At 64.6% G+C, this 13,744-nt stretch carries 11 protein-coding genes and 1 pseudogene; 3 read left to right on the forward strand and 9 right to left on the reverse strand.

The genetic code is table 11. The annotated features are described in order from the left end of the window. Positions 1-69: 69 nt before the first annotated feature. Both E4J89_RS14605 and E4J89_RS14610 read right to left on the reverse strand, forming a co-directional pair. Positions 70-2,553 (reverse strand): FAD-dependent oxidoreductase, encoded by a 2,484-nt coding sequence (locus E4J89_RS14605; RefSeq protein WP_136786884.1) that lies wholly within the window; start codon positions 2,551-2,553, stop codon positions 70-72. 226 nt (positions 2,554-2,779) lie between these two features. Further along, positions 2,780-3,130: a bifunctional 3-phenylpropionate/cinnamic acid dioxygenase ferredoxin subunit gene (locus E4J89_RS14610; protein ID WP_136786885.1), complete on the reverse strand. Its 351-nt coding sequence runs from the start codon at positions 3,128-3,130 to the stop codon at positions 2,780-2,782. A 251-nt stretch (positions 3,131-3,381) separates the two neighbouring features. Between E4J89_RS14610 and E4J89_RS14615 the strand changes: the two genes are divergently transcribed. Further along, positions 3,382-4,587 carry an FAD-dependent oxidoreductase gene (locus E4J89_RS14615; protein ID WP_136786886.1) on the forward strand — a complete coding sequence of 402 codons (1,206 nt, stop codon included), beginning with the start codon at positions 3,382-3,384 and terminating at the stop codon, positions 4,585-4,587. A gap of 51 nt (positions 4,588-4,638) precedes the next feature. Beyond that, a complete protein-coding gene (locus E4J89_RS14620; RefSeq protein WP_136786887.1) occupies positions 4,639-5,778 on the forward strand; it encodes an aromatic ring-hydroxylating dioxygenase subunit alpha in 1,140 nt (379 codons plus the stop codon). Between the two features lie 48 nt (positions 5,779-5,826). Here E4J89_RS14620 and E4J89_RS14625 read toward each other — a convergent pair whose 3' ends face one another. The 5 genes from E4J89_RS14625 to E4J89_RS14645 all read right to left on the reverse strand — a co-directional run bounded on the left by E4J89_RS14625 (position 5,827) and on the right by E4J89_RS14645 (position 10,945). Further along, positions 5,827-6,636 (reverse strand): IclR family transcriptional regulator, encoded by an 810-nt coding sequence (locus E4J89_RS14625; RefSeq protein ID WP_136786888.1) that lies wholly within the window; start codon positions 6,634-6,636, stop codon positions 5,827-5,829. A gap of 59 nt (positions 6,637-6,695) precedes the next feature. Continuing rightward, positions 6,696-7,118 (reverse strand): cupin domain-containing protein, encoded by a 423-nt coding sequence (locus E4J89_RS14630; RefSeq protein ID WP_136786889.1) that lies wholly within the window; start codon positions 7,116-7,118, stop codon positions 6,696-6,698. Positions 7,119-7,121: 3 nt separating this feature from the next. Next, entirely contained in the window at positions 7,122-7,949 is an 828-nt protein-coding gene (locus tag E4J89_RS14635; RefSeq protein WP_136786890.1) for a creatininase, read from the reverse strand. A gap of 112 nt (positions 7,950-8,061) precedes the next feature. Further along, positions 8,062-9,315 (reverse strand): M24 family metallopeptidase, encoded by a 1,254-nt coding sequence (locus tag E4J89_RS14640; protein ID WP_136786891.1) that lies wholly within the window; start codon positions 9,313-9,315, stop codon positions 8,062-8,064. Positions 9,316-9,358: 43 nt separating this feature from the next. After that, a complete protein-coding gene (locus E4J89_RS14645) occupies positions 9,359-10,945 on the reverse strand; it encodes a cytosine permease (RefSeq protein ID WP_136786892.1) in 1,587 nt (528 codons plus the stop codon). Between the two features lie 167 nt (positions 10,946-11,112). Here E4J89_RS14645 and E4J89_RS14650 point away from each other — a divergent pair, with 167 nt between their 5' ends. Next, complete coding sequence (locus tag E4J89_RS14650; RefSeq protein WP_136786893.1) at positions 11,113-12,618, forward strand: PucR family transcriptional regulator ligand-binding domain-containing protein; 1,506 nt, start codon at positions 11,113-11,115, stop codon at positions 12,616-12,618. An 85-nt stretch (positions 12,619-12,703) separates the two neighbouring features. Here the strand turns inward: E4J89_RS14650 and E4J89_RS14655 are convergent, their stop codons facing one another. Further along, positions 12,704-13,519 (reverse strand): IclR family transcriptional regulator, encoded by an 816-nt coding sequence (locus tag E4J89_RS14655; RefSeq protein WP_136786894.1) that lies wholly within the window; start codon positions 13,517-13,519, stop codon positions 12,704-12,706. Between the two features lie 89 nt (positions 13,520-13,608). Next, a pseudogene (locus E4J89_RS19765) lies at positions 13,609-13,744 on the reverse strand (creatininase); the annotation flags it as partial.

Below are 13,744 nucleotides of genomic sequence, written 5' to 3' on the forward strand. Positions count from 1 at the left end.
CACACCGCCACCAGCTGATGAAGCCCGCCACCTGACTACGGTGGCGGGCTTCACTCTTAGCGTCGGGCTTCAGCCGCGCAGCCGCTCCATGCCGGGGTCGACCAGCGGCTCGGCGGCCACCGTGGCCGGAACCCTGCGGCCGAAGTACTCGACCTGCACCGCGTCGCCGTCGGAGATCTCCGCCGGGAGCCAGGCATAGGCCACCGGCCGCCCCACCGTGTAGCCGTACGCGGCGCTCGTGACGTACCCGGACAGCACGTTGTCTACGTAGACCGGTTCCTTGCCCATCAGCACCGAGCGGCCGTCGTCGACCGTCAGGCAGCGCAGCCGGCGGGTGGGAGCCCCGGTTGCCGCCAGCGCGGCGGCCCCGACAAAATCGCCTTTGTCCGCCTTGACCGCAAACCCTACACCGGCTTCCGCCGGTATGTGTTCGGTGGTCATGTCGGTGCCCCAGAGCCGGTACCCCTTTTCCAGCCGCAGGCTGTTGAAGGCCGCCCTGCCGGCAGCGATGATGCCGTGCTGCTGTCCGGCCTCGAACAGGGCGTCCCACAGCTTCAAGCCCTGATCCGCAGAGGTGTACAGCTCCCAGCCCAGTTCGCCCACGTAGGACAGCCGCATGGCCGTGACCGTCAAACCGGCGATTCGCACCTGCGCCGTCCGGAAGTATTTCAGCGATGCGTTGCTAAAATCGTCACTGCTGACCTTGCCGATGACGTCGCGTGCCAGCGGTCCCCACAGTCCAATGCAGCAGGTCCCCGGCGTGATGTCCCTGACCAGCGCCCACTGTGCCGGATCCGCTGCCGATTGGGCGGAGGCCTCGCCGCGCAGGTACTCGTAATCGGCGTTGTTGTTGATCCCGGCTTGGAACCGCTCCGGGGCCAGCCGAGCCGCGGTGATGTCGCTCCGGACCCCGCCGGCGGCATCCAACAACAGGCAGTACGTGACCACACCGGGCCGTTTGTCCAGTTGCCCGGTGCTCAGCCGCTGCAGCAGCCGCAGGGCGCCCGGTCCGGAGACCTCAACCCGCTTGAGCGGAGTCATGTCATACATCGCGACGGCGGTGCGCGTCTTCCACGCTTCGGCGGCCGCGATGGGGGAGTGGTAGCGGGCGGTCCAAGCATCGCGTTCCGGCTCCCGCCATTCTTGCGGCAGGTCGGCCAGCAACGGGGCGTTCGCTTCGTACCACTGCGGGCGCTCCCAGCCGCCGGATTCCAGGAACACCGCTCCCAGTTCCCGCTGCCGTCCGAAGAACGGGCTGGTGCGCAGCTTCCGCGGCGATTCCCGGGGCTGCAGCGGGTGCAACACGTCGTAGATCTCCACGAAGTTCTGTTGCGATGTCTCGCTGATGTAGTCCGGGGCCAACTGGACGTCTTCGAACCGGCGCACGTCCCCCTCGTGCAGATCCGTCTGCGGCGTGCCGTCCACCAACAGCTCAGCCACGGCCTTGGCCACGCCGGCGGAGTGGGTCACCCAGACGGCTTCCGCCAGATAGAACCCGGCGACGTCAGGCGACTCGCCGATCAGCGGACCGCCGTCAGGCGTGAAGGAAAAAATGCCGTTAAAGCCGTCGGTGATGCTGGCACCGTGGAGAGCGGGCAGCAGCCGCTGGCTTTCCCGCCAGGACGGAGCGAAGTCCTCCGGCGTGAAGTCCAGCCGCGAGGGCATCCGGTCCTCGGACATGTCAGCGGCGGGGACGGCGGGCAGCCCGTTCAGGTCAACCGGCATGGGGCGGTGGGCGTAGGAACCGATGCCCAGTCGGTCGCCGTGCTCGCGGAAGTACAGATCCGCGTCCTGGTGCCGCAGGATGGGCATTCGGGCGCCATTGGGCAGCTCGTTCCGGCCGGCAAGCTCCGGGACGGCGGAAGTCTTCACGTATTGGTGCGCCAAGGGGAGCAGTGGCACGGTCATCCCCGCCATCGCGCCAACCTTCGCCCCCCAGAATCCTGCGCAACAAACAACGACGTCGGCCGGTACCCTCCCGGTGTCGGTCGCCACCGCGGTGACCCGGCCGCCGTCGTGCTCAATGCCTGTCACAGTCGTTGAACCGCGGAACTCGATCCCGGCGGCGGAGGCGCGGGCAATCAGCAGCCGCACCGCCCGGGCCGCCAAGGCGAGGCCGTCGGAGGGGATGTGCAAGCCGCCGAGCACATTGCCGGACGGCAGCAACGGATGGTGCTTCTCGCACTCATCCGGATCGATCAACCGAGCCTCCACGCCCCAGGACGCGGCGAAGCCGGCCTTGCGCTTGAGGTCTTCAAACCGGGCGGGCGTCGTCGCCACCTCCAGTCCACCCACTTGGTTGAAGCAGGAGATGCCGTCCGCCGTCAAGGACAGCATTTTCTTGACCGTGTAGCTGGCGAATTCTGTCATGGTCTTGGACGGATTCGTTTGGAACACCAGGCCCGGGGCGTGTGAGCTCGATCCGCCGGCCAGATGTAGCGGCCCCTGCTCCAGGACTGTGACGTTGGTCCAGCCGCGGGTGGCCAGTTCGTCCGCCAGGTTGGCGCCGACGATCCCGGCTCCAATAATGACGACGCGCGGGGTGGTGCTCATGCGGCAATGCTCCTTCAGATTGCTGGACGGGACAAGGGTCTGCTGATCGGAACTAGGGGCTGGTAAGACACCCGAACGGGACAGGGTGCACACGGGACAACGTGCTGGATGGGGCAACGTGCCGGAGGTGACAGGGTGCTGGGCGGGACCTGTGCTGGGCGGACCCGGCGCCGGTGATGGAATGTCGCCAGCGGCCGGAAGGTTCTGGCCGGTTGGGGAGCCCCTGTTACGCGTACCCATCGACCTTCAAACCGGGCGGAAGGTTCGGTTCCTCCGTTGACTCCCGGACCATGATGGTGCCATCTTCGACGATGACATCGTGGACCCGGACCGGCAGTTTTGCCGGCGGCGCGTCCACCCCGCCCGTGCGCAGATTGAACTTCGACGCGTGCAGCGGGCATTCGACTTCGCAGCCCTCGACCCAGCCGTCGGCCAGCGAGGCGTCCTGGTGGGTGCAAGTGTCGTCGATGGCAAAGAGTTCACCCTCTTCGGTGTGGAAGACGGCGATGGGAGGCGAGGTGTCCAGCCGTATGGCGTCGCCTGGTGCCAGTTGGCTCAACGGGCAGGCTTCGTGCATAAGGCGCCTTCTTTCTGGCGGCCGCGTATCGCGAGCAGTTCCGTGATGAACAACGTTGTCCACAATAGGCAACAGTGTGCCCCGTCATATTCCGATGTCAAGGGGTGGGCGGTATTTTTCCCGGCACAAAAAGAGGCAGTGAAAATCTCTTGACAGCAAGGCGATGGATCTCCATTCTGTTTCACATAGCGCTTCATGTTGCGCAGAGCGCTTCTTAGACGGTCCACCCGCTGCTGCGAAAGGTATTCCCAATGCAGACCCTCGTCGTCATCGGGGCATCCCTGTCCGGTCTCTCTGCTGCCCGCGCCGCCCGTGCGCAGGGATTTGCAGGTCGCCTGGTCATCGTGGGCGATGAACTGCATCCGCCCTACGACCGCCCACCACTGTCCAAGGACTTCCTGGCCGGCCGGATTTCTGAAGCGGAGCTGGCGCTGGCGGAAGTCGACGACGATCTGGCGGCGGAGTGGCTTCTCGGCGTGAGGGCTGTGAGCCTCGACCCTGAGTCGATGACAGTGGCCCTCAGCGACGGACGAAGCCTCGCCGCGGACGGAATAGTCTTGGCTACCGGCGCCTCCGCCCGGGTCCTGCCCGAGGTCGATGGCTGCAACAACGTGTTCACCCTGCGTACGCTGGACGACGCCCGGGCCCTGCGCGGGCAACTGCGGCCCGGCCGGAAGCTGGTGGTGGTCGGCGCCGGGTTCATCGGCGCCGAAACCGCGTCGACGGCACGTGCCGCGGGACTCGACGTTACGGTCATCGAGCGTTCCAATGCCCCGCTCTCCGGGGCATTGGGCGCCGAAATGGGCGCGGCCGTGGCCAGTCTGCACGCCGCCGGGGGAGTGGACATGCTGTGCGGCACCTCCATCAAGTCATTCCGGATACAGGGCGGCAGTGTCAGCCACGTAGTGCTCGACGACGGTCGGGAACTTCCCGCGGACATTGTGCTGGTAGGCGTCGGCGGGCAGCCGAACACCGACTGGCTGATCGGTTCCGGGATCCAGTTGGGCAACGGCGTGCTCTGCGACGCAACCGGCCGCACCAACGTCCCATCGATAGTGGCGGTTGGCGACTGTGCGGCCTGGTGGAACTCTCGGCTGCAAGCCCATCACCGGGTTGAGCATTGGACCGGCGCACTGGAGCGGCCGGCCTTGGCCGTTGCCGCCCTGTTGCAGGGCGGAACAGGGCCGCGGGCAGTCCATCCGCCGTATTTTTGGTCCGACCAGTACGGTTCGCGCATCCAGTTTGCCGGCCTCGTGCATGGGCACGACCGGGTCCAGGTCGAGTATGGGTGCCTCGAAGACCACAGCTTCCTGGCCGTCTACTACGCGGGGGATGAACCCGTCGCCGTGCTCGGGGTCAACCAGGTCCGCCAGTTCACCAAATGGCGCAAGTTCCTGAACCGCGAAGCCGAACGGCACGCGGACGCTGCGGCGGGCGCGCTGGCTGCAGCCTCTTGACCGGCACCGCCGTCCCGCCAGCCCTCTGAAGTTCTGTTTAAAGGAGTACCCATGACCGCTGAGATCGTCTCGGAGAGCCTGATCGCCACCCTGCCCGGCCACACCTACGTCGACGACGACGTCTTCCGGGCCGAGCAGGAGCGCATCTTCGAACAGATGTGGTTCTGTGCGGTCAGGTCTGCGGATCTGGATAAAGCAGGGGCCTACCGGACCGTACAGGTTGGCCGCGAATCCGTCATCGTGACCCGCAACCGTAAAGGCACCGTCCGGGCGTACTACAACATCTGCCGGCACCGGGGGGTCAAGCTCTGCATGGAAGAGAGCGGGCAGGCAGGACGTTCGTTCCAATGCCCGTACCACGCCTGGACCTACGACTTCGACGGCAAGCTCATCGCGGCACCCAACCTGACCAAGATGCCGGACATCGACCGGCAGAAGTATGGGCTGGTGGACGTTCCTGTGCGCGAGTACATGGGCTACGTGTGGCTGTGCTTGTCGGACGAACCGCCGTCCTTCGACGACGATGTGGTCGGAGCGATCGAGGAACGACTGGGCGACGCCGGGGCGATCGCCGGCTACGACATCGCGAACCTGAGCCTGGGTCGGCGGATCAGCTACGACGTGAAGGCCAACTGGAAGCTCATCATCGAGAACTTCATGGAGTGCTACCACTGCGCCACCATCCATCCGGAGTTGACGGAGGTCCTGCCGGAATTCGCTGACGGGCTGGCGGCACAATACTTCGTGGGGCACGGCGCGGAGTTCGGTGAGGACATCCAGGGCTTCACGGTGGATGGCTCTGAAGGGTTGGAACGCATTCCGGGCATCAGCGAGGACCAAGACCGGCGCTATTACGCCATCACCATCAAACCAACGGTCTTCGTCAATCTGGTGCCGGACCACGTGATCATCCACAGGATGTTTCCGCTGGCCGCCGACCGGACCGTGGTGGAATGCGATTGGCTGTACATGCCCAGCGTGGTGGACCAAGGCAAGGACCTCACGGCCTCGGTGGAACTGTTCCACCGGGTCAACCAGCAGGACTTCGATGCCTGCGAACGCTGCCAGCCGGCGATGAGTTCCAAGATCTACGCCAAGGGCGGCGTGCTGGTACCGAGTGAACACCACATCAGCGCGTTCCACGAATGGGTCACGGCCCGCTTGGCGGAGCCGGCCTCCGTCATCAACTGACGGCCGCCGCCGCCGTCGTGACGAGGGACGGCAGCGCTCCGGCCGGGTTCAACTCTCCCGGGAGTAGCCCATCCGGGCGCTGATGTCCTGCCCGGCCTGCTTGACGTCCTCGATGAGGCCGGGCATGTCCTGGGGCTTGAACCGGAATGCGGGACCGGAAATGCTCACGGAACCGATGACTGCCCCCAAATGGTCCCAGACCGGGACGGCGATGGAGTTGAGGCCGATCTCGAATTCTTCGTCGACAACTGCGTAGCCGTTAGCGGAGACCAACAGCAGCTCTTTTTCCAGCTTCTGCCGGGAAGTGATCGTTTTGGCGGTCAGCGCCGGCAGCCGGGTCTGTTTGACGATCTTCAAGCGGTCTTCGGAGCTGAGCCCGGCCAGCAGGACCTTGCCGCTGGAGGTGGCGTGCAAGGGGGTCAGGCTGCCGATCCAGTCGTACGTCGCCAAAGTGGACGTACCGCGGGCCTGGTCCACGTTGACGGCAAAGTTGGAACGCAGCACCGCCAGGTTCACGGTTTCCTTGTACTGTTCAGCCAGATGCTCCAGGACCGGCCGGGCCTCGCGCACCAGGCTCAGATTGCCGGGAATCGAATTGGCCAACCGCAGAATGCCGAACCCTAGCTGGTACTTTCCGCGCTCGGTGTTCTGCTGGACCATGCCCCGGTGATCCAGCGACGCGAGCAGGCGTGAGGCTGTGGACTTGTGCACGCCCATTTCCTCGGCGATGTCACTCACGCCGGATTCCCCGCGGCGGGCCAGGATTTCCAGCACGGTGATGGCGCGGTCCACGGACTGCACGCCCCGGTTCAGGTTGTCCGGTGATGCCTCGTCGTCGAGCTCTTCAGGTTCGGCCATGGGACCATAGTCTCAAATTCCGTCCGGATCGCCGCTGTGGCGCACGGCAACGGCTCGGCTTAGCCACCCGCGGCGCCGCCGGTGCGGGCCGCCTTCGCTGCCCGGTGTGAACCGAACGCCGTGTAGTCCGCCGTACCGGGCTCACCCCAGACAACCAGCAGGCGCAGTGGGCCGGATCCGGTATTGGCCACATCATGCTCCGACCCCACCGGCGCGAGCACCGCATCACCGGCGGCCAGCTGATAAACCTGGCCGTCCACCGTCATCCGCGCCGTTCCCTCCATCACCACATAAAGTTCCTCGAGTGGGCGGCTGCTGTCGGTATGCGAGTGCATGCCTTCGGTCCCGCCCGGCGGCAGTTCCCAGGTCTGCACGGCTACCGGCAGGCGGGACTGTTCCTGGAACAGCCACTGCATCTTTACCGGGGCCGTGCCGCCGTGGAGGTTGTAGTCAAAGGCGAAATCGCCGCGTTGTTCCAGCATGTTTCAGAAGGCGCCGACGGACTCGGGGTCATCCTGGCGGGCCGGCCGCTGCGCCGCGACCGGAAACTCGTGGGCCAGGGCGGCGGCCATACCGGCGGCGGCACGCTCCAGCAGGATGATGCCCTTGGCCTGCGTTGCTTCCGCGGCGGAGGAGAGGCAGCCGGAGGCCGGCGTCAATTCGGGCCGGACCGGCAGCACGTCATAGTTGGGCAGCACGGCGGGCGGGGCATCGACCACCTTGTCCATCCGGACCCGCTGCGGGTGCAGGTGCAGCATCAGCGATGTCTCCAGGACGCCGCCGTGTTCCAGGTCCCAGCCGGTGAAGCCGTTCGGGTACAACTCGGCGATGGTCGCGTCGTCAACAAAGTCCCAGTAGGAGAGCAGGACCACTTTGACGTCGTCGATCCCGCATTGGTGCAGCTCGCGGAGTGCCAGATCGACTCCCTCATACAAGAACTGGTAATTCTCGAAATGGCCGTTGATGAAGGCGATGTTCCGCGCGCCGTGCCGGGCGAATTCGAGCGTCAGGGTCTTGGCGATGGCGATCATGGTGGAGGCGTCCAGGCTGGTGGTGCCGGGGAGATGGTTGCCGCCTCCGGAACGCTGCTGGGACTTGTATCCGTAGACCACCGGCGCGGCCACCAGCGCGTCGATGGCCTCGGCGGTGGCTCCGGCCAGCGCCTTGGAGAGGAGCACATCGGTATTCAGCGGCATGTGCGGGCCGTGCTGCTCGATGGAGCCGACAGGTATCAGCACCACGGCGTTGTCCTGGCTGATGCGTTCGCGATAGGTAAAGGCGTCGAGTTCTTCCATGTACACGCTGGTCCGCATGCTGTCTCCAAAATCGTTGTGCTGGTCCGGCCGCGAGGGCGGCGGCTGTTTAGGCAGTGGATATGGTGCTGCTGGGCCGGGACCGGGAGGTCCCGCCCCAGCAGCGTGTTGGTCAGGCCTGGATGATGTTGTGTTCCGGGCCGAAGCCGAATTTGGTGATGTTTTCGACGGTGTTTTCGCCGATGACGAGGATGTCGTGTTCGCGGTAGCCGCCGGCGCCGGGTTCGCCGTCGGCAACGGTGATCATTGGTTCCATGGAGACGACCATGCCCGGTTCCAGCACGGTGTCGATGTCCTCGCGCAGTTCCAGGCCGGCTTCGCGTCCGTAGTAGTGGGAGAGGACGCCGAAGGAGTGGCCGTAGCCGAAGGTGCGGTTGGGCAGCAGTCCGTGGCTGATGTAGATTTCGTTCAATTCCGCGGCGATGTCCTTGCAGACCGCGCCGGGCTTGATCAGTTCCAGGCCGCGGCGGTGGACCTCCACGTTCACGTTCCACAGTTCGAGGGAGCGTTCGTCCGGTTCGCCCAGGAACAGGGTCCGTTCCAGTGCGGTGTAGTAGCCGGAGGTCATCGGGAAGCAGTTCAGGGACAGGATGTCCCCGCGCTGCAGTTTGCGGGTGGTGGCCCAGTTGTGCGCGCCGTCGGTGTTGATGCCGGACTGGAACCAGACCCAGGTGTCGCGGACCTCGCGGTGCGGGAAGGTGCGGGCGATCTCGTGCACCATGGCTTCGGTGCCGATCAGCGCCACTTCGTACTCGCTGATGCCTTCGCGGATGGCCCCCTTGATGGCTTCGCCGCCCAGGTCGCCGATCCGGGCGCCGTGCTTGATCACCTCGATCTCCTCGGCCGACTTGATCATCCGCTGGCGCATGGCGTCTTGGGAGACGTCGAGCAGTTCGGCGCCCTCGAAGGCGGCCTGGATGCGCTGGCGGGTCATCAGCGGCAGCGCGTCGTCTTCCACGCCGAGGCGGTGGGCGCTGACCCCGCGTTGGCGCAGGGCTTCCTGCAGGCCGAAGTAGAAGTTGTCCCGACGCCAGTCGGTGTAGACGATGTTCTCGCCGTAGCTGGTGCGCCAGGGCATGCCGGCGTCGATATTGGCGGTGACGGTGACCGAGTCGTCGGCGGTGACTACCAGGGCGTAGTTGCGGCCGAACGTGGTGTAGAGGAAGTCGGAGTAGTACTTGATGCCGTGGTAGCTGGTCAGGATGACGGCGTCGAGTTCCTTGGCGGCCATGATGGCGCGCAGCCCGGTCAGGCGGCGTTCGAACTCTGCATCGGAGAAGGTCAGTTGCTGCTTTTCTCCGTTGTGCAGGACCTTCAGACGCTCAAGTTCGGAAACGGTGGTGGCTGAGCTGGTCGCGATGGTCATGGGTTCTCCTTTAGTGCTGTTGATACAAGGGGTCGTTGTGGTCTTAGGGGGTAGGTGCGGTCGTCCGGCTCTCGGGAGCGGGAGGCGTGTCCGTGTGGACAGGCTCTTCAGACTCCACGAGGGCTGTTTCACAGCTTCCGTAGTTCTTCAGGAACTCTTCGTCGGAACTGCTCTCCTTGAGCCCCAGCGGGATACCGGCGGCGATGCGGGACTTGAACCGGGGGTAGCCGAGGATGAAGTAGACCGTTGCAGCCGTTACAGTTCCGCCGAGCCAGGAGAAATCGACGCCGCCGACGGCGGTAGCGAGCGGTCCCTGCAGGACGGGAACGGAGCCGTACATGCACATCCAGGTCATGAAGATGCCGGCGAAGAAGGCGACGAAGGCTGAGGGGTTGAAGGCCTTCAGCTGAGTGTCGTCGACCGAGCGGAACAGGTAGCTGTAGTTCTTGTGGCGGCGCTCGAAGACGAAGTAGTGCACGGCCATGATGCCGCCCCAGGTGGCCACCCACGCTGCAATCGCGATGATCCAGTTGTGCAGCAGGTGGGCGAAGTCGGTCGCGAACATGAAGCCGATAACAGCTGTCATGGCGAGGCAACCCACCAGGATGGAGAGCTTCTTGCGGGAGACCTGGATGTCCAGGGCCTGGGTGGCGACGCTGAAGGTGTACATGTTGATGATGTTGGTGGCGATGGGGCCGTGAATGACCAACAGGATGACCGGGATCGCGAAGGCACCGTAGCTTTCAACAATCAGGTGCCCCGGGTCCGCAGTGCCATTCTTCGTAGCCAGGCTTGCCCCCAGCACGCCGAGCCATACGACGGGGAGGAACTGGCCCAAGACGCTGACGATGTAGAGCTTGGACGGCCGGATCTTCTTGCTGACGAAGCGGGAGTAGTCGGGGGCGTAGGTAAACCAGCCGATGCCCCAGCCAATGCCGATGGCGGTCATGATGGACGACATGGCCGCGATCCGCGGCATTCCGGTGAGCACCTCGCCCACCGGGCCCTGGTAGCTCCAGTCGATATCGAGCTGGGTCCAGGCCACCACAGACATGGCGATGAGAACCAGCACCGTCGGCGGCATGGTGATGCGCTCGAAGCGGGAGATGGCGCGGTAGCCGCGGTAGCAGATGGCCACCTGGATGCCCATGATCACAGCCGCGGTGGCAATCCGCCAGCCCAGGTTCGACTGCTCAGGGTCGACCCAGCCGATCATTCCGAACAGGGCCATGATCAGGTCCAGGATCACCCAGGTGTTGACGGCAGACCAGCCAATGGCGATCACGGCTTGGATCGCCGCCGGCAAGTAGGCACCGCGGCGGCCGAAGGCACCCCGGGCCAGCAGCATGCCGGTGGCACCTGTGCGTTGCCCCAGGATGACAAAGAAGCCGAACCCGAGCATGCCGATCACATTTCCAAGGATCAGGACCGTGAGCGTGTCGGCCAGGCTGAGGCCCAAAGTGATGCCCAGAGCACCCAGGATCCAGTTGATGGGGGCGACGTTGGCGCCTGCCCAGATCCAGAACTGGCCGGAGAGCTTGGTGGTGCGGGCCGATTCGGGAACGGGCTGAAGGATGTCTTCTACGTTGTGGGTGCTTTGTTCGGATTTCGTAGCGGATCGCTGGCTCATGGCTGGTCTCCTAATGAATTGATACGGGAAGCGGAGCAGGCCTGAATCCAGAGTAGAGGTGACGCAGGCCACAGCGTATATTCGGAGCGTAACCACTTGAGGGCTCAACTGGTGACACTCTGTCGCTGTTTACCCCGCCCTCGGTATCGAAGGGTGAGAGTTTTTCTATGGTTGTGAAGCTGTCCGATCTGCTCGAGCTTGAGGTGATGAAGCGTGCCAGTCCGCTGGTGCGTGCGGGCGGAGCATCGATTCCCGGCGGTATCGTGAGGTGGGTCCACTCGAGCGAAGTCCTCGAAATAGCGCCGCTCCTGCGCGGTCAGGAATTGCTTCTCAGTGGCGGAGATGCCCTGCTGAACCTCAAGCCCGCCGCGCAACAGGAATACGTTTACAGTCTGGCGGCGCGGCATGTGACTGCCCTCGCGATTCAGACTGCGGGTTCTGGCCGTTCCTTGTCCGCCGAACTCGTCGAGGCAGCCGAGGAAGTGGGGCTGCCGCTCATCGAACTTCGGCGGGTTGTCCCCTTTGTGGAGATCGCCGAGGAGGTCAATCGCAAGGTCGTGTCCCAACATGTCACGGCGCTGCAGATCGCGGATTCCATTTCACAGCACTTGGCAGAACACCTCGCCGCGTCGGGTCCAGCACTGAGCCCGTTGATTGACATCGTCTCGCAGGCGTTGCGGATCGAGGTGGCGTTGCTGGATCCCAACGGAAGTGTCCTTGAGTTTGCCGGCGGCTTCCCTCCCGATTCCACCTCGGTGAATGTGGAGTCGGACATTTTTGTTGGCAGCCTTGTCTCCGCACGGCTGCGGCTTCAAAGCCGGATCGATGTCCCGCCGGAGTTGTTGAAGACCGTGGGGGAGCGCATTGGCAGCATTTTGGCGCTGGCCGTATCCCAACAGCACCGGCCCACGGCGAAGCAGATTGCGTATACGGCTCTGATGCGGGCCGTCGTCAGCGGAGCCAGTGCCTCACAGATCCACGAATTGTGCTCGGCGGCAGGCGTATCGACGGACCAGCCGGCCTTCGTGATGGTGTTCCGCCGGATTGGGCTGAGCAGCGTGCGGGGCGTCGCGGAAAAGATACTCAGGACCCGGTGTCCCGACGCCCTGACCTACTTGGATGGCGAAAGCCTGTGGGCCATGGTTCAGCTCAGTATCAGCGGAACCCGCCAGGAGCGGCGGGCACTCCTGGAAGGGCTGCGCGCGGATCTGCGGGGCCTGGCGGTGGCTGGCGCCATGGGGCCGACGGTGGCCACGCCGCTGCATGCCCACTGGTCGCTGGTTGAAGCCCGGCTGACCCAAGCGGTTGGGGCTCCCGACGATCTGGAGTCCAACTTTCGCGACTGCGAAGATTTCCTCCTCGAGCGGCTGGAAGCCCGCGAGCTTTCCGGGCCGGTGGGCGGCCGCATCACTCAAGAACTGCTCGGTGAACTGCTGGACTATGACCGCCGGCGGGGAACGCGGCTGCTCGAAACGCTTGACGCCTGGCTGGTCAGCGGATGCAATTCTGCCGAGGCCGCCCGGGCCCTCTTTGTCGAGCGCCAAACTTTGCACAAGCGGCTGCGGAAAATATTTGAGCTGATCGGCGGTGATCCCCGCGGGACTGCGAAAATGCCGGGACTCTACTTAGCGGTCCATTTGGCGAAGAATCCGTTGCCGGTAGTCACCGCGTAGGAGCGGCGGGGCCCCGGCTCCGCGCGCAGTTGGGTTTTGCGCAACTGGCGGTGTGCTCAGGGGAGAGGATCGGCGCACGCAGCAGTCAGACCTCAACATGTCCGCCGAGACGAACTGTCACCTCGGCAGCAGCACGCTTGCACGCTTTGCTGAGCGTGCTCAAGGATTCTTCAGAGATGCGGAAACGGGGTGCCGCTAGCATGACGCAGGCGGCGAGATCTCCTCGGTGGTCGAAAACGGGGGCGGCCACACCCACTTCCTCGGCGGACGTTTCGCCGTAATTGACAGCCAAGCCATGGGCGGATACTTCCCTGAGCCGGGTGGCATATGCGTCCAGGGCGGCTGGAGCGGTGTCTGGCAGGATAACCGTCCCATCGGCAATCATGCCCCGGGCAGCCTCGACGCCGGCCTCAGCCAAGAAGATCTGGACCGAGGAGCTGAGTGCGGTGTTGTACCGGGTACCCAGCGGCGTGGTGTGTTTGACCTGCTGCGGGCTGGCGATCTGCTCGACACAGACTGACTGGTTGCCGTTCCAGACCATCAGGGCGGTGGTCTCGCCGGTGCGCTCGGTGAGTTCCTGGAGCACCGGATAAGCCGCCCGGCGCACGTCCAAATCGGCCAGCAACGGCCCGGTCACCGCGATCAAACCCAGACCGAGCTTGAATCGTCGGGTGGAGGAGTCCCGCTCCACCAGGTCTTCCTGCTCCAAAGTGGCCAAGATGCGGGACACCGTGCTCTTGTGCAGGCCTACGCGGGTGGCGATTTCGGTGACGCCAAGCAAGGGAGTCTCTACGCTGAAGCAGCGCATCACCTGGATGGCATTGAGGATGACGGAGGCTCCCCTGGCGTCGGGCGTGCCGTCCGGGGTCTTGCGGCTGCTGGTATCGGGAATGTCAGTCATCGTGCATCCCATTCTGGACGATTAAACGGCGTGTGCGGCGCCGCCGGTACCGGCCGCGCCGCACAAACGTTGAGATTATCCTCAGCGAATCAGGCCTGGATGATGTTGTGTTCCGGGCCGAAGCCGAATTTGGTGATGTTTTCGACGGTGTTTTCGCCGATGACGAGGATGTCGTGTTCGCGGTAGCCGCCGGCGCCGGGTTCGCCGTCGGCAACGGTGATCATC

Source organism: Arthrobacter sp. CAU 1506 (assembly GCF_005047635.1).
In the GTDB taxonomy this organism is placed as follows: Bacteria; Actinomycetota; Actinomycetes; order Actinomycetales; family Micrococcaceae; genus Crystallibacter.

Coding starts and splice junctions, on each gene's coding strand:
- E4J89_RS14640 (WP_136786891.1), bottom strand. CDS start 9,315: ATGACCATCGCGACCAGCTCAGCCACCACCGTTTCCGAACTTGAGCGT.
- E4J89_RS14610 (WP_136786885.1), bottom strand. CDS start 3,130: ATGCACGAAGCCTGCCCGTTGAGCCAACTGGCACCAGGCGACGCCATA.
- E4J89_RS14620 (WP_136786887.1), top strand. CDS start 4,639: ATGACCGCTGAGATCGTCTCGGAGAGCCTGATCGCCACCCTGCCCGGC.
- E4J89_RS14615 (WP_136786886.1), top strand. CDS start 3,382: ATGCAGACCCTCGTCGTCATCGGGGCATCCCTGTCCGGTCTCTCTGCT.
- E4J89_RS14635 (WP_136786890.1), bottom strand. CDS start 7,949: ATGCGGACCAGCGTGTACATGGAAGAACTCGACGCCTTTACCTATCGC.
- E4J89_RS14630 (WP_136786889.1), bottom strand. CDS start 7,118: ATGCTGGAACAACGCGGCGATTTCGCCTTTGACTACAACCTCCACGGC.
- E4J89_RS14645 (WP_136786892.1), bottom strand. CDS start 10,945: ATGAGCCAGCGATCCGCTACGAAATCCGAACAAAGCACCCACAACGTA.
- E4J89_RS14605 (WP_136786884.1), bottom strand. CDS start 2,553: ATGAGCACCACCCCGCGCGTCGTCATTATTGGAGCCGGGATCGTCGGC.
- E4J89_RS14655 (WP_136786894.1), bottom strand. CDS start 13,519: ATGACTGACATTCCCGATACCAGCAGCCGCAAGACCCCGGACGGCACG.
- E4J89_RS14625 (WP_136786888.1), bottom strand. CDS start 6,636: ATGGCCGAACCTGAAGAGCTCGACGACGAGGCATCACCGGACAACCTG.
- E4J89_RS14650 (WP_136786893.1), top strand. CDS start 11,113: ATGGTTGTGAAGCTGTCCGATCTGCTCGAGCTTGAGGTGATGAAGCGT.